At 69.2% G+C, this 15855-nt stretch carries 13 protein-coding genes and 1 pseudogene; 9 read left to right on the top strand and 5 right to left on the bottom strand.

Going from position 1 to position 15855, the window contains the following annotated elements:
• Window positions 1-6: 6 nt before the first annotated feature.
• The 4 genes from CV755_RS07205 to CV755_RS07190 are packed head-to-tail and all read left to right on the top strand — an operon-like array spanning window position 7 to window position 4092.
• Window positions 7-954, top strand: coding sequence for a glycosyltransferase family 2 protein (locus CV755_RS07205; RefSeq protein WP_109279334.1), 948 nt, complete (start codon window positions 7-9; stop codon window positions 952-954).
• A complete protein-coding gene (locus tag CV755_RS07200; protein ID WP_109279333.1) occupies window positions 951-2165 on the top strand; it encodes a polysaccharide pyruvyl transferase family protein in 1215 nt (404 codons plus the stop codon). Before CV755_RS07205 ends, CV755_RS07200 begins: the two co-directional genes overlap by 4 nt.
• The gene (gene rfbC, locus CV755_RS07195) at window positions 2162-2713 is read left to right on the top strand and encodes a dTDP-4-dehydrorhamnose 3,5-epimerase (protein WP_109279332.1); all 552 of its coding nucleotides are present in this window, start codon (window positions 2162-2164) and stop codon (window positions 2711-2713) included. Before CV755_RS07200 ends, rfbC begins: the two co-directional genes overlap by 4 nt.
• An 8-nt stretch (window positions 2714-2721) precedes the next feature.
• On the top strand, window positions 2722-4092 hold the full coding sequence (locus CV755_RS07190) for a glutamate-1-semialdehyde 2,1-aminomutase (protein WP_109279331.1): 1371 nt from the start codon (window positions 2722-2724) through the stop codon (window positions 4090-4092).
• Between the two features lie 7 nt (window positions 4093-4099).
• On the opposite strand, the gene CV755_RS07185 is transcribed toward CV755_RS07190, so the two are convergent.
• From CV755_RS07185 to CV755_RS07170, 4 genes and pseudogenes are all read right to left on the bottom strand, one after another.
• Entirely contained in the window at window positions 4100-4741 is a 642-nt protein-coding gene (locus CV755_RS07185) for a phosphatase PAP2 family protein (RefSeq protein WP_109279330.1), read from the bottom strand.
• Between the two features lie 458 nt (window positions 4742-5199).
• Window positions 5200-6848: pseudogene (gene ctaD, locus CV755_RS07180) on the bottom strand (aa3-type cytochrome oxidase subunit I).
• A 981-nt stretch (window positions 6849-7829) separates the two neighbouring features.
• Complete coding sequence (locus CV755_RS07175; protein ID WP_109279329.1) at window positions 7830-8564, bottom strand: SDR family oxidoreductase; 735 nt, start codon at window positions 8562-8564, stop codon at window positions 7830-7832.
• An 88-nt stretch (window positions 8565-8652) separates the two neighbouring features.
• Window positions 8653-9159 (bottom strand): nuclear transport factor 2 family protein, encoded by a 507-nt coding sequence (locus CV755_RS07170; RefSeq protein WP_109279328.1) that lies wholly within the window; start codon window positions 9157-9159, stop codon window positions 8653-8655.
• Window positions 9160-9284: 125 nt separating this feature from the next.
• Between CV755_RS07170 and CV755_RS07165 the strand changes: the two genes are divergently transcribed.
• Window positions 9285-10190: a LysR family transcriptional regulator gene (locus CV755_RS07165; RefSeq protein WP_109279327.1), complete on the top strand. Its 906-nt coding sequence runs from the start codon at window positions 9285-9287 to the stop codon at window positions 10188-10190.
• 23 nt (window positions 10191-10213) lie between these two features.
• Here CV755_RS07165 and CV755_RS34900 read toward each other — a convergent pair whose 3' ends face one another.
• A complete protein-coding gene (locus tag CV755_RS34900; RefSeq protein WP_109279326.1) occupies window positions 10214-10486 on the bottom strand; it encodes a hypothetical protein in 273 nt (90 codons plus the stop codon).
• 558 nt (window positions 10487-11044) lie between these two features.
• On the opposite strand from CV755_RS34900, the gene CV755_RS07155 reads away from it, so the two are divergent.
• From CV755_RS07155 to CV755_RS07135, 4 genes are all read left to right on the top strand, one after another.
• On the top strand, window positions 11045-11509 hold the full coding sequence (locus CV755_RS07155) for an NUDIX hydrolase (RefSeq protein WP_161968611.1): 465 nt from the start codon (window positions 11045-11047) through the stop codon (window positions 11507-11509).
• Window positions 11510-11572: 63 nt separating this feature from the next.
• Entirely contained in the window at window positions 11573-12250 is a 678-nt protein-coding gene (locus CV755_RS07150; RefSeq protein ID WP_109279324.1) for a M15 family metallopeptidase, read from the top strand.
• Between the two features lie 200 nt (window positions 12251-12450).
• Window positions 12451-14193 (top strand): ABC transporter ATP-binding protein, encoded by a 1743-nt coding sequence (locus tag CV755_RS07145; protein WP_241561031.1) that lies wholly within the window; start codon window positions 12451-12453, stop codon window positions 14191-14193.
• 1168 nt (window positions 14194-15361) lie between these two features.
• Window positions 15362-15853, top strand: coding sequence for a hypothetical protein (locus CV755_RS07135; RefSeq protein ID WP_109279323.1), 492 nt, complete (start codon window positions 15362-15364; stop codon window positions 15851-15853).
• The last annotated feature ends 2 nt before the right edge of the window (window positions 15854-15855 follow it).

Below are 15855 nucleotides of genomic sequence, written 5' to 3'. Positions count from 1 at the left end.
GACGCCATGACCGCCCTTCCCCGGCTGAGCATCGGCCTGCCCGTCTACAACGGTGAGGAGTACCTCGCCGAGGCGCTCGACGCCCTGCTCGGCCAGACCTATGAGGACTTCGAGCTGGTCATCTCCGACAACGCCTCCACCGACGGAACCCAGGCGATCTGCCGCGAGTACGCCGCGCGGGACTCCCGCATCCGCTACCTCCGGCTGCACCGGAACATCGGCGCCGCACCCAACCACAACCATGTGTTCACCGAGTGCCGCGGCGAGCTGTTCAAGTGGGCCTCGCACGACGACCTCTACGCCCGGGACCTGCTGAGGCGCTGTGTGGAGGCGCTGGACGAGCGGCCGGAGGTGATCCTGGCGCACTCCGGCCAGGCGGTCATCGACGGCGAGGGCCGGGTGAAGGTCCCCTATGAGTACGGGCTCGCCACCGACTCGCCGTCTGCGCCGGAACGCTTCCGCAGTCTGCTGTTCGAGCCCGGTGGCGACGACTTCTACGGGGTGATACGCGCCGATGTGCTGCGCCGGGTGAAGCCGCACGACAGCTACCACCACGCGGACCGCACCTTTGTCGCCGAGATCGCCCTGCACGGTCCCTTCCACCAGGTGCCGGAGCTGCTGTACTTCCGCCGCGACCACCCCACCCGTGCCGAGCGGGCAAACCCTTCCAAGCGCTCCCGGTGCGTCAACCTGGACCCGCGCCGGGCGGGCCCGCTGCATCCGGTGCCCCGGCTGCTCGCCGAGTATGTCTGGGGCTTTGTCGCGGCGGTCCGGCGGGCGCCGCTGTCCCCGGCCGACCGGCGCGCATGCTACGGCCACCTGGCCGCATGGCTGGCCAGCCGCCTCCGGCCGGGTGCCGGCGAGCGGGTCGAGGACCGCGCCCCCGTGGACCCGGGCCGGCTCACCGTCCCGGTGGACACCCTGGTCGCGGGCCGGGAGAGGCGGAAGGCATGAAGACCGCGCCGCGGGTAGGGGTGTTCGGCCTGCTCGGCTCCGGCAACCTCGGCAATGACGGGTCGTTGGAGGCCGTGCTCGGGTACCTGCGCGCCGAGCACCCGGAGGCGGTCGTGGACGCACTGTGCGGCGGACCCGAGGTCGTCATGGCCCGGTACCGGATCCCGGCGACACGGCTGCACTGGTACCGCGGGGAGTACCGGACCGCGTCGGGCGCGGGAGCGATCGCGGCCAAGGCTCTGGGCAAGCTCGTCGATGCCGTCCGTACCGCCGCCTGGGTGCGCCGGCACGATGTGGTGATCGTGCCGGGCATGGGCGTCCTGGAGGCCACGCTGCCGCTGCGGCCATGGGGCTTTCCGTATTCGCAGTTTCTGCTCTGCGCGGCCGGCCGGCTGTTCGGCACCCGGGTCGCGCTGGTCGGTGTGGGCGCCGACGCCATCGGCAACCGGCCGACCCGGGCCCTGGTGCGCTGGTCGGCGCGGCTGGCCGCCTATCGGTCGTACCGGGACGCCCTGTCCCGCGAGGCGATCCGGGCGATGGGCGTGGACACCACGCAGGACGAGGTCTATCCGGACCTCGCCTTCGCCCTGCCCACGCCGCGGACGACCGCGCCCCCAGGTCCGCCGGGATTGGTCTGCGTCGGCGTCATGGCCTTCCACGGGGGCGACGACGACCGCGCCCGGGCCGAGGAGATCCACCGTCGCTACCTCGACGGGACAACTCGGTTCGTCCGCACGCTGGTTGACGAGGGCAGGCCGGTCCGGCTGCTCACCGGCGACAAGTGCGATGCGCCGGTGGTCGCCGCGATCCTCGACGCGGTGGACTCGCCGCTGGTCACCGCCGCCGAGACGGCCTCGCTGGCCGACCTGATGAAGGAGATGGCGGCCGCCGAAACCGTGGTGGCGACCCGCTATCACAACCTGATCTGCGCGCTGAAGACCGGCACACCGACGCTGGCACTCAGCTATGCGGCGAAGAGCGACGCGCTCATGGAGCGGATGGGTCTGGGCGCGTACTGCCACCCGGCGCGCCAGATCGACGCGGGCCAACTGCTCGCACAGTTCCGGTCGCTGGAGAAGCGATCGGCCGAGCTGCGGCGGACCCTCGCCGAACGGAACCTGGCCGCCGCCCGGCAACTCCAGGACCAGTTCACCGCCTTGACCGCCGCGCTCTTCCCGACGGCCGGCAAAACCCTGCAGGAGGTTCGATGAAAGTGACCCAAGTCCCGGCGATCGACGGCGCATTCCTTTTCGAGCCGACGCCATACGGCGATGAACGCGGCTTCTTCTGCCGCACCTTCGACGCCGAGGTGGCCCGCTCGGTGGGCCTCGACCCGGATGCCTTTGTCCAGGACAGCGTGTCCCGCTCGGCCCGGGGAGTACTGCGCGGCCTGCATCTGCGCTCCGGCGCCGGCGAGGCCAAGCTGGTGCGCTGCTCCTACGGAAGCATCTTCGATGTCGTCGTGGACCTGCGGCCCGGCTCCCCGACCTACCGCACTGTGGCCTCCTTTGAACTGTCCGGTGAGACGCAGACGACCCTGTACATCCCGGCGGGGTGCGCGCACGGCTTCCAGGCGCTGACCGAAACCGCTGACACGTCCTACCGGATCGACCGCCCGCACGATCCGGCCGAGGATGTGACGATCGCCTTCGACGACCCGGAGCTCGCCATTCCATGGCCGCTGCCGGTCACCTCGATGTCCCAGCGGGACCGGGAGGCGCCGAGCCTCGCCAAGGTCCTCCAGCGGTTGGGGAGTTGATGTAGGCCATGGCCACCGAAAACCCCGAAATCCCCCAAAACCCCGAAGTCACCGAAAACACCGAAGAGTTCCTCCTGCCCCGGTCGCGGCTGGCCAATGAGCGGCTGCACACGATGATCCCCGGTGGCGCCCACACCTACGCCAAGGGCGACGACCAGTACCCCGAGAATCTGGCCCCGGTCATCAGTCATGGCCGCGGTGCCCATGTGTGGGACATCGACGGCAACCGCTATATCGAGTACGGCTCCGGGCTGCGGTCGGTCAGCCTCGGCCACGCCCACCCACGCGTGCTGGAGGCGGTGCGGCGGGAACTCGACCGCGGCAGCAACTTCGTCCGGCCGTCCATCGTGGAGGTGGAGGCCGCGGAACGCTTCCTGGCCACGGTGCCGACCGCCGAGATGGTGAAGTTCGCCAAGAACGGCTCCGACGCCACCACCGCCGCGGTGCGCCTGGCCCGCGCCGCCACCGGGCGCCCCCGGGTGGCCATCTGCGCCGACCATCCGTTCTTCTCCGTGGACGACTGGTTTATCGGCACCACGCCGATGTCCGCCGGTGTCCCGGCGGCGACCACCGAGCTCACCCTGGCGTTCCCCTACGGGGACCTGACCGCCACGGCGGAGCTGCTCACCCGGTACCAGGGCGAGATCGCCTGCCTGATCCTCGAACCCGCCACCCACACCGAGCCCCCGCCCGGGTACCTGGCCGGCCTGCGCCAACTGGCCGACCGGCATGGCTGCTTACTGATCTTCGATGAGATGATCACCGGTTTCCGCTGGTCCGAGGCGGGCGCCCAGGGCCTGTACGGCGTCGTCCCCGACCTCTCCACCTTCGGCAAGGCGCTGGGCAATGGATTCGCCGTCTCCGCGCTGGCCGGGCGCCGCGAACTGATGGAGCTGGGCGGACTGCGTCACTCCGGCGACCGGGTGTTCCTGCTGTCCACCACGCATGGTGCGGAAACGCACTCGCTGGCCGCCGCGATGGCCGTGCTCACCACCTACTCCGAGGAGGGCATCACCGCCCGGCTGCACGCCCTCGGTGAGCGGCTGGCCACCGGTGTCCGCGCCGCCGCGGCCGCCATGGGCGTCGGCGACCACATCCTTGTCCGGGGCCGGGCCAGCAACCTGGTCTTCGCCACCCTCGACGAGAATGGGCAGCCGTCCCAGCGGTACCGCACCCTGTTTCTGCGCCGGCTCCTCGCGGGCGGGGTGCTGGCCCCGTCGTTCGTGGTGAGCAGCGCACTGGACGACGCCGACATCGACCGCACCATCGAGGTGGTGGCCCAGGCCTGTGCGGTGTACCGGAAGGCACTGGACGCCGCCGACCCCACCCCCTGGCTGGCCGGGCGACCGGTGAAGCCCGTATTCCGCCGCCTGGCCTGACGTCACATCAGCGGTGCTCCGCCAGCCGGTCCACCAGCCACGCGGTGGGCGGTATCACCGCCAGCGCGGTGCACCAGCCGCCGAGGACGTCGGTCGGATAGTGCGCGCCCAGGGCGACCTCCGCCCAGCCCATGGCGGCGCCGGCAACCAGCGCCGCGGCAAGCACGAGCAGCGTGCCGGCCGTCCCGCCGAGGCCGAGCCGGCCGCTCACCAGCAGCGCCACCACAAGGGCGAGCGCGGTGGCGAAGGCGGTGTGCCCGCTGGGATAGGACAGGTAGCCACCGTGGATGGTGCGTCCCGCCAGATGCTTGAGCAGCGTCGTCGCCCCCACGGTCAGGCCGGCACCGGCAACGCCGAGCACCGCCAGACGAGGCCGCCGAAGCAGCAGGCAGCCCGCCACGGTGGCCACGACCGGCAGCACCGACCCGGCGGGCTCCCCCAAGAAATCCAGGACCAGGGCGACTTGCCGCCACGGCGGCCGCACACCGTCCACCGCCGGCTGGACCCATCCGTCCACCAAGCCGGGCTTGCCGTCATCCGCGTACCGGACCCCGAGCACGACGACCACCAGCGCGGCAAACACCGCGACCAGCCCGAGCGGCGCACGCAGCGTTGGGGGCAACACCCCGGGCGCCGGCCGGCCGGTCACACCCTCACCGCGCGTGGTCGGCGCGCGCTAGCCTGCCGGGACCGTCCAGCGGATGCGACGCGCCTTCGGCTTCTGCCAGGCCGACTCCCCACCAAGCGCCCCCCTTTGTATCCGGCTTGGCCCGCGCGGGGGCCATCAGCTACGCGCCACCCTAACCAACCATGTGATCGCGCACCCCCAAACCATCGCCGCACAGGCCGAGTTGCGAGTACGGCGAGGCGTGCGGGCGGAACATGGTGCCCTCATGCCTTGCAGGCACAACAAGAAACCGCGGGTCACCGAGGCATCATGGACCGCCGGTTGTGTGCAATCGCGATCACCAGGGAGGTGACGGTGACCGCGGTGGCCCCCGCGAAGACGCCCGACGGCGTCCGGGGCGCGGTGGTGGGCGCGGTGGCGCCCAACGCCCGCCACGTTGGGTTGCTGCACGGGCCCGGTGCGGGAGCATGGCCGCCGCCTCAGCCCTGGATGCCCTCGAGTGCGGTGACCTCGGGGTGGTGCAGGTCAAAGGCGGGGGACTCGGAACGGATTCGGGGCAGGCTGGTGAAGTTGTGCCGCGGCGGCGGGCAGGTGGTGGCCCACTCCAGCGAACGGCCATATCCCCAGGGGTCGTCCACCTCGGCCTTCTTGCCGTGCTTGGCGGTCTTCCAGACGTTGTAGAAGAACGGCAGAAAGGACAGGCCGAGCAGGAACGAACCAATGGTCGCGAGGGTGTTGAGCGCGGTGAAACCATCGGCGGCGAGGTAGTCGGCGTAACGGCGGGGCATGCCCTCGACGCCCAGCCAGTGCTGCACCAGGAAGGTGAGGTGGAAGCCGACGGTCAGCGTCCAGAAGGTGATTCTGCCAAGCCGTTCGTCGAGCATTCTGCCGGTGAACTTGGGCCACCAGAAGTGGAATCCGGCGAACATCGCATAGACCACGGTGCCGAACAGGGTGTAGTGGAAGTGGGCGACGACGAAGTACGAGTCGGAGAGATGGAAGTCCATCGGCGGTGAGGCCAGGATGACGCCGGTGAGGCCGCCGAAGACAAAGGTGACCAGAAAGCCGGTGGCCCAGAGCATCGGGGTCTCGAAGGACAGCGAGCCCTTCCACATCGTGCCGATCCAGTTGAAGAACTTCACCCCGGTGGGGACCGCGATAAGGAAGGTCATAAAGGAGAAGAACGGCAGCAGGACACCGCCGGTGACATACATATGGTGCGCCCACACCGTCACCGAGAGACCCGCGATGGAGATGGTCGCCGCGATCAGTCCCCAGTAACCGAACATCGGCTTACGGGAGAAGACCGGAATGACCTCGGAGACAATGCCGAAGAACGGCAGGGCGAGGATATAGACCTCGGGATGGCCGAAGAACCAGAACAGGTGCTGCCACAGCAGCGGGCCGCCGTTGGCCGGGTCGAAGATATGGGAGCCGAACTTCCGGTCCATTTCCAGCGCCAGCAGCGCGGCCGCCAGCACCGGGAAGACCATCAGGACCAACACGGCGGTGAGCAGCACATTCCAGGTGAAGATCGGCATCCGGAACATCGTCATGCCGGGGGCCCGCATACAGCAGATGGTGGTGACGAAGTTGACCGCACCCAGAATGGAACCGAAGCCGGACATGGTCACGCCCAGGATCCATAGATCGGAGCCGATGCCGGGCGAGTGCACCGCGTCGGACAGCGGCGCATAGGCGAACCAGCCGAAGTCCGCGGCTCCTTGCGGGGTGAGGAAGCCGCCCGCCGCTATCAGCGAACCGAACAGGAACAGCCAGTGGACAGCATATTCAGCCGGGGGAAGGCCACATCGGGTGCGCCGATCTGCAACGGCATGATCCAGTTGGCGAATCCGGTGAACAAGGGCATGGCGAAGAGCAGCAGCATGATCGAGCCATGCATGGTGAACGCCTGGTTGAACTGCTCGTTGGTCATTATCTGCCGGCCGGGGCGGGCCAGTTCGGCGCGCATCAGCAACGCCATCACACCACCGACGAGAAAGAACGCGAACGCGGAAACCAGATAGAGCGTTCCGATCTTCTTGTGGTCGGTGGTCGTCAGCCACTCCACCAGCGGGCTCCTGGGCGCCCGTACGGGCCCCTCATCGGCCTTGGGGTGCCCGCCCACGGGCCCCCTCCCTGTCGTACGCACCACGTCCACTGGTCGGTGACCTCCTGCTCGTGCTCAGTGCCTGTGCCAAGGGCCAGGCGGGAGGGCAGAGTTCGAGGGGGAGCCGCGCCTCCCGCCCGGCGTCTCATGATCGGTTGCGGGAGCAAGGTTCGGAGGAGGGGCGAACAGGCCCTTCACCAGGGCCGATGGTCCCTTTTGACCGCCGGTGCCACTCCCGGCTCCCGCGCCATGCCGCCTGTCGGCGCGCCGAGGCCGTCCGGGCCTGGGTCAGGGCCGTTCGGCCCCCATGGCAGGGCCGGTCGGCGGCTGCGGCCGCCTATTGGGCGGGGCTGGATTCTGTGTGCGGGCGGCGCTCCCTCACCATCCCCCGACCGCCCGCGGGCCGCGGGTCCCGGTCCCGTCCCCGGCAAGCGGCAACGCCGGGGCGGAGGCCGGGGCCATCCGCTTCTCTGCCGTTGTCATCGGCCCCGGCGCCATGGTGGTCCAACTGCCGCCAGGACTACCAGCGGACCATCGATGTCCCCCCACGTGGCGGCCCGGTACAGCCGAACCGCACTCCGGGTCCGTGCGCCGACCCCGGCCTCGGCCCCGCCGTGCACCAGCGACTGCCGGCGGCGGCAAGCGGGGCCGGCGACCCCGTAGTGGTGGCCGGCGCGGGGCCGAGCCGGCCGCAATGGCAATGATGGAACCCTGGCGGTGGTACGGCAGTTGGCCGCCGCGCTGCCCGGCATGCCGGTGTACGACGCCTACTGCTCCGCCGGGCCAGCGGCTCGGCGGCACCGGTCTGTTTTGCCGAGCAGGTGAAGGCGGTTACAGCACTGTGGGGCTGCGGCGTTCGATGAGGACGACATCGCGCCGCCGGCCGCGATGGCGGCTGATCCGTTCGCGGGATACCGGTCATCTGCGGCCAGTTGGCCGGGCGCGGTCTGCTCGTTGTCGTGCCCGGCAGCCGCGGCATCAGCCGGAATCAGATCGTGATCAGCCGGCGAGCCAGCCGTGGTAGCGCGTGGGGGCGATGTGCGAGCCGTCTGTCGCGGTGAGGGCGTTCCCGGATGCGGCGGCGAAGGGGCCTGCGGTGTCATCGGTGATGACGGTGCGGCCGTCGCCACGGGCGGCGAGGGTGATCCTGCCGAGTTCGTCCAGAGGCAGGACATCTGGGCCGGCGACGTCACAGACACCGTGAAGGGGGGCTCCGACGGCGATGTCCGCGACGGCGCGGGCGGCATCGGCGGCAGCTATGGGCTGCAGCAAAGTGGTGGGCAGCCGGACGGTATCGCCCTCCGTCGTCCAGGACATGATCTCTTCGATGTACTCGAAGAACTGGGTGGCGCGGACGATGGAGTACGGGACCGGTCCGGTCCTGAACAGCTCCTCCTGGAGCACCTTGGCCCGGTAGTAGCCGAGGTCGGGTACCCGGTCCACGCCGACGATGGACAGCAGGACGGCGTGACGGACGTCGGCCTCCTTGGCGGCGGTGAGGAGGTTGCCCGTCGCGGCACGGAAGAAGTCGGCGGAGGCGTCGGCGGCGGTGGGCGACTGCGTTGCGTCGATGACGGCATCGACGCCTGCCAGCGCCGGGGCGAGGCCCTCGCCCGTGAGGAGGTCCACGCCGGTGGATCGTGCGTGCGGTACTGCTTTGTGCCCGGCCGCCGTGAGGGTTTCCACGACCTTGGAGCCGATCCGTCCGGTTCCGCCGATCACTGCGAACTTCATGTCGCACCTTTCTGAAGGGAGTTGTGGAGGTTTGCGAGGGCCATGAGGTCAGGAATCAGGGGCCCTCGTGTGGTTCTGCAGGTTGGGATCAGCTGAAGATCGCGGCGGGGTTGCCGGTGTACCAGGTGTTGTCGATGCGAAGTCGGCGGATGACCCAGCGGTCACCGTCGCGGACCAGGTCGACGTCGTAGGGGTTCTTCAGCAGGGCGTGCGTGGTGCGGTCGGCGGTGAGCAGGTGCTGTGCTTCCACCAGGGCGGTGAGCCGGGCGGTGTCGCCGTCGATGGTGATCCGCACGTTGGTGATCTGGTGGGTGGTGTCCACCCGGCCGGTGAACATGGCCAGGATGGTGGTGACGATGGTGTCGCGCCCGGACATGAGCGGCGGCTTGGCCCCCCACTTGGAGGCGGCCGGGCGGAAGTCCAGCTCGGCGTCGGCGGCGAAGGCCGAGGCGAACAGCTCCTTGTCCTTGAGGTCCTGCCCCAGGCCGAAGCGGTAGAGCGCGTCGGTGATCTCCGCTCGGTCCCTGAGCTCGGCGACGACCTTGGCGGTGTCGTGCGCGGGGGCGGTCAGGGCGCGGTCGCGGGTGACGTACATGATGTTCTCCTGGGCAGGTCAGGTGGTCTTTCAGTGCCTCTGATCCTGCTGTGGTCCGGATGGGGCATCAATGCGCACCTGGGCAACGATCCTGAAGCCTCGATTAACGATGAGAGGGGGCGGGGATGCTGGAGCGACACGAGCTGGAGGCGTTCTTGACGCTCGCCGAGGAGCTGCACTTCGGCCGCACCGCCGAGCGGCTGCATGTTTCCACGGCCCGGGTCAGCCAGACCATTGCCAAACTGGAGCGCCGCATCGGAGTCCAGCTGTTCAATCGCACCAGCCGCCGAGTGGAGCTGTCCCTGGTGGGGCGGCAGCTGTATGAAGAGATACGCCCCGCATGGTCCCGGATCACCGGCGCGTTCGAGCGGGCCGTCAACGCTGGACGTGGCCTGACCGGGCTACTACGGGTTGCCTTCAACGGGCCGGCGGCGGGCCAGTTGCTGGTCGGGGCCACGCAGACGTTCCGCACCCGGCACCCCGACTGTGACGTCCAGATCCGTGAAGCACGCCTGCCGGAAGTCCTGCCGTGGCTACGCAGTGGCGAGGTGGACATCGCGCTGACCTGCCATCCGATGCACGAGGAGGGCGTCGTCATGGGACCGGTCCTGGTGCGGGAGGCACGCATGCTCGCCGTACCGACTGGGCACCCGTTCGCCCGCCGCACGACCGTCTCCGTCGAAGATCTGGCTCGCGTGACCGTGCTGCAGATTCCCGAGACATTGCCGGAATCCCTGCGCGAGGACCGCGCGCCACGCCGGACACCGGCTGGGAAGCCCATCGCACTCGGCCCGTCGGCTATGACGTTCAACGAGATGCTGACGCTCGTCGGCGCCGGGGAGGGCGTCTTCGCTGTCGGCGCCCACACAAGGCGCTACTTCGCCCGCCCCGACGTCGTCTACGTCCCCTTCGAGGATGCCGCGCCAGTGGAATGGGGCCTGGTATGGCTCGCCGACGACGCAACAGCCCGCGTTCGCGCCTTCAGCGAGGCAGCACTCAACCTGGTGCAGGAACCTGCACCGGCTCGCTGACGGTGCCGACAGCCCGGCCGCCATCAGGGAGCAGACACCGGTTCGAGGGCGCGGCAGCCCCATCGCTCGCGGCGAAGTCGGTCACGCTTCTCGCGCTCGCAGATCGGCTTCTGGCCGAAAGGGTCGTAGAGGACTCGACAGGCGAGCTCTCTGCGTACTTCACGGCAGTGGCCGGGAAGATCGAAGAGCACGCCCAGGTGCAGGGGATCCGCCCCAGTGGCGAAGGCCTCGCCCAGCACCGGGTCGGCGCGGATGCGGGCGAGGCTGACTCCGCGGAGGGTGAGCCGGCGCTCCATCGCCGAAGACCCGGATCGTCGTCCTCGTACAGCAGGTCCGGACCGGCGAGGATCTCGGCGGCACAGCGGCCTCGCCGGTGGCGCGAGCGCCGCCCGGCAGAAGAAGCCTTCGGCGAAGAAGTCCGCTGTAGGACACCGGGTTCCGTCTCGGCAGGGGCCGTCACCCGGTTGTCTGCAAAGCGCCTGCCGCCCCGGCCCCGGCGATACCTGAATCGCGGTGGCCATCGGCCGTTTCCGGCAGCAACGCAAGTACCGGAACGGGTGAGCGACCACGCCCGAGTGAATCGCTCACCACTCGGCGGCCCGCCTGCCCAGCGGCCGCAGGCCAGTTGACGGTCATTCGAATTTCTGCGCGACAAAACGGCCCCGGGAGGCCGTGACCACACCCATCCGGGGGCCGTTCTTCCGATCGCGCGTCCGACCCGCTCGTCAATGAGGAGGCATCGTGCATCACCGTCAGGATCGGCTTGCAAGCACCACGGGGGTGTGGTTGCGATTCGAACACGGCCAGGCGGAACCTGGCCACCACCGCGCCGGCACGGCCACCGGGAGGTGTGCGTGAGGCAGCCGCCGCGCTACCGGCTCATGGTCCATGTGCTGGTGCTGATGGTCCGCGATGACGGGCGGGTCCTGCTGCTCCGCCGGGCCGGGAACGTCTATGCCTCCGGGCTGTTGTGCCCGCCCGGTGGCCACCTGGAAGACGGCGAGACAGTCACCGCCGGCGCCCTGCGCGAGGTCGCCGAGGAAGTCGGCGTCACGATCGCCCGCCGGGACCTGGAGTTCTGCCACGCCATCCACCACCGCAGCCCCGAAAGCGAGGGCCGCATGGGGATGGTGTTCACCGCCCAGCGGTGGGCGGGCCAGCCATCGATCCGGGAGCCGGATAAGTGCTCGCAGTTGGTGTGGGCCGAGCCCACACAGCCGCCGGCGGACTGCATGCCGTACACCGCCGCCGTCCTGAAGCAGTTCTGCGGCGGAGGACTGCTGTCCGAGCACGGCTGGCCGGCCGGAGGGACAGCGTGAAGACGACCAAGCGGAAACGGGCGGCCACCGCGCCAGGCGAGAAGAACGGCTGAGGAGGGGAACATGAACGAGATCGTTCTGATGAGCGACCCGCGGGTCGCGGCCATCGGTGTCCAGGAGTGCGGCGAACCGCTGCTGGATGTGCGTCGGTCCACGCTGCTGGTGGACAACAGCAGGAGCGATGCAGCGGGGGCGTTCGCGCATCTGCGCCGGAGTGTGCTGGAGCGGCTGCTGACCGCCCAGGCCCAACTCCCCGCGGGTCTGCGGCTGCTGGTAGTCGAGGGCTACCGGCCGCCCGCCCTGCAAGCCCGGTATTTCGAGGAGTATGCCGCCGACCTGCGGACCCTGAACCCGGCCTGGTCGGATGACCAGGTGCGTGCGGGGGCGTCACGGTATGTCGCCCCGCCGGAGATCGGCCCGCACACCGCCGGGGCCGCCGTTGACATCACCCTCGCCGATACGGGCGGCCGGGAGCTGGATCTGGGCACCAGCACAAACGCCACGCCCGAGGAGAGCGACGGTGCCTGCTACACCGCCGCGACGAACATCAGCCCCCGCTCACGCGAACTGAGGCAGGTCCTCGGCACGGCCCTCACCTCCGCCGGCCTGGTCAACTACCCGAGCGAGTGGTGGCACTGGTCGTACGGGGACCGGTACTGGGCGCTGTTCACCGGGGCTTCCTCCGCCCGGTACGGCCCGTGTTCCCTGCCCCGCCAAGACGCTGGATCTCAGGTGCGTTGAGCATCGCGTTGTCATCAACCAGGGAGGGAGCGAAATCAGTGGGTGGTTCTCGGGGGGACACACAGGCCCGGACGCGGCCGCCGTATCCGGAGCCGGTGGACATCGAGCGCAAGGCGCAGTGGACAAAGTCGGCGTTCGACCGGTACGGCGTCTGGCAGTTGGTGACGACGATCCCGGCCGTGCTTGCACAGGTGTTCAAGATGGCCTGGCGGATCGACCGCCGCGATGTGCTCATCATGGTCGGCGCGCAGGTGGTCTATGGGATCGGGTCGGCGGCGGCGCTGGCGGCGACGGCCCGGGCGATGGGGCCGGTGCTCGGCTCCGGTCCGGTCTCGTACCGGGTGCACCAGGCGCTGCCGGCCCTGGTTGTGATCGCGGTCGCGGCCGGTGTGGGCAGGGTCGCCTATGGGCTGGCGTCATGGTCGGTCGGGCGGCTGAAGCCGCGGTTGATGACGGCGGCGGACATCGCGGTGGTCGAGTCAATGCTGAAAGTGGAGTTGGCCGCGTTTCTGCGCCCGGAATTCTCCGAAGAGCATGAGGCGGCCGAGACCGGTTCGGTGCGCTGTGACCGGCTGATCTACGACGTGCAGTCGTTTATGTCGGCGCTGATCAAGCTGGTGGCGGCGTTCGGTGTGCTGACCGCCCTGCACCCGCTGATGCTCCCTGTGCTGGTCCTGGCGGTACTGCCGTCGGGGGTGGGGGCGATGGCGGAGGCGCGGATCGAGCACCAGGTGCACCACGCCAACAGCACCGGCCGCAATGTGCGCGGCATGATGCGCTGGTTTGTGACCTCGGGCAAGCTCGCCGACGAGGTCCGCGGGATGAGCATGGCCGGGTATCTGTCGTACTGGTACCGGACCCTCTCCCAGCGCCTGGACGACCGGACCCTGACCGGGGCCGGGCGGCAGCTGCGCGCAAACCTCATCGCGGCCGTCTTCGGCGGCCTGTGCCTGTCGTTGGCCTGGGGCACGCTGCTATGGCTCACCGTGTCCGGCCGTATGTCCCTGGCCATCGCGGCGACCGCCGTCCTCGCCGTACGCACCGCACTGGGGAACCTGACCAACGTGGTGCACTACGCGGCCTCCTTGTTCCACTCCTCACTGTTCCTCGGGGACTGGAAGCAGTTCATCGAACGGTCCAAGGCCCTGATGCCCGCGGCCGGCACCGTACCTGCACCGCGCGAGCCGGAGACCATCCAGATCCGCGACGTGGTCTTCACCTACCCGAACAAGGACCGCCCCGCGGTCAACGGGGTCTCGCTGACGCTGCGCCGGGGCGAACTGGTGGCGGTGCTGGGCGAGAACGGGTCGGGCAAATCAACCCTCACCCGTCTGATGACCGGCCTCTACACCCCCGACAAAGGACAAGTCCTCTGGAACGGCACCGACTTGTCCCGTGTCGATGTCAACGAGGTATGGGAGCGAACGGGGTTCGTCACCCAGCAGTTCGGCTACTGGCCACTCTCCGCACGCGACAACATCACCATGGGCCAGCCCGTCTCCTTCGACGACGAGCGGGTCTGGGAAGCCGTCGCCGCGGTGGGGATGCGGGGTGCCTTCGAGGAACTGCCGCATGGCCTGGACACCTTGCTCGCGGCAGAGTTGTGGGGCGGAGTATCACTGTCAGGCGGGCAGTGGCAGCGCATCGCCTGCGCCCGCGTGCTGTACCGGCGGCCGGCCGTGGTCGTCATGGACGAACCGACCTCGGATATGGACCCGCGCGGTGAGCACCAGATGTTCAAGCTGCTGCGCGAGATCGCCCCGGGCCGGATCACGGTGGTGGTCACGCACCGCCTGGCCAACACCAAGGTGGCCGACCGGATCGTCGTCATGGACAAGGGGCATATCGTCGAGCACGGCACCTTCGACCAACTGGCCAAGGGCGGCGGGCTCTTCCAGGAACTCTACGAACTCAGTCTGGACCGAGGGGAGAACGCATCTTGACCGTGATCGTCGGGCTCACAGACCAAGGCCGAGTGCATATCGGCGGGGACTCCGCCGGCATCTCCGGATGCAGGCTCACCATCCGCAAAGACCCGAAGGTGTTCCGCAATGGTCCATACGCCCTGGGTTTCTGCGGCAGTTTCCGCATGGGTCAGCTGCTGCAGCACGCTTTCAAAGCGCCCAAGCGCCCTCCATGCCACCGCGGCCGCGAACCTGAGGGCACCCGGCCGCCTGACCGCCGCCCTCACCGCAGCCGGCCATCACAGCCCTCACGTCTGCGGACCCTTCACCTACACCAGCGCACCCTCGGTAAGCGAGCTGCTTGAACTCAAGTCCGCCAAGCGCGCGGGGGCGGTGCCTGCTCCGAGGGAGGAGAAGCCTGCACACGATGTGGGCCCCCGCTAGTACGCGGACGCGCCCGTGCCAGTGACACGCCGCCCGGCCCAGGGGCGGTCACACACGATGCGACCGCCTTCCTGCCCGCCCCAGCCAGTCTCCTGTGCGGCGCCTCACCGGTGTGCGGTAGCAGGCGGTGAAGCAGGACTCCTGGTGTCCAGGACCTCCCGTCGGTGGCCGTTGGACACGATCGTCGTTGCCGGGAGCACGGCTTCGGAGCCCGCAGCCGGCATTCTGTGAAGAGCTTGCGTGCCGGGAACAACCCTGAGATGTCAGCGGCCTCTTTCTCGGCAATCTCCCTCGAGCAGCGTTCTCCCCCTGCACTTCCCGCGAGTTGGGCGCACACGGGCTCGCCGGGTCAGGCCGCGGTCACCGAACCCCAATGCGGGACATACCTCAAGCGAAGTTCCGCAACCGCCGGTAGACCTGGCAGCAGTCCAGGGCCGGTGTTATCGCGTCTGCCACGGCAGGCTCACTGGATCCCCCGCAGCCGGACCACCGCCGCCGGACGGGAATCTTCATCCCCGGCCTGCAACGGCGTCATTGAGCCCACCGCGGGATTCCCGTCACATCGGCCCCAGCCTCGCCACACGCCAGGAGCGGGAGAACGCTGTCGCAGCACATCCCCAAGCTGGGCCAGAGCGGATGCATGGCTGGATATCGCCCCATGTAACAGGTTGGCCGGTTTTAAAGCCACGATATTGCCGGGGAGTTAACCCGAGTACATGATCACTGCTCGTATCGACCTGATCACTCATCCAGGAGCCGAGAAGTGATACGCAGAACCGCTCTTCGTGCCCTCACCACCGTCGCCGTGACCGCGGCCCTGACCCTGCCGCTCATTCAGGAGACGCAGGCGGCCACGCCGGACATGGCCGCCCCGGCGGCCGTTACCACGGCTGCCACGGGCAACTCGGACGACGACAACCCCTTCAGCCGGATGGAACTGGACGGCCTGCGGGCCGACTTCCAGTTCATGTGCCCCACTGGCCACTGTGTGGGCTTCTGGTCCCTGGTCCTGACAGAGGACGTCGCACAGCAGGACTTCACTGGCGGCAAGTTCTTCGTCTACGCCCCGGCGACGGGTGAGTTCGGCTTCTTCCTCGACACGGACATCGCCGTGCGCACGGTCGAACGCCCCGGCCAAGTCCGCCTGATCGGTACCGAGTTCATGCGCTCCCACCCGCGCGTGGAGATCCGCTACGGCGACCCCGGCCAACCGGACCGGGCCCGCGTAGTCGCATCGGCGACGACCCTGGTGTAGCC

It is taken from the genome of Streptomyces orinoci (genome assembly GCF_003121295.1).
GTDB lineage: Bacteria > Actinomycetota > Actinomycetes > Streptomycetales > Streptomycetaceae > Streptomyces > Streptomyces orinoci.
The sequence above is the reverse complement of the archived record's forward strand: the minus strand, read 5'-3'. Positions and strand labels throughout refer to the sequence as shown.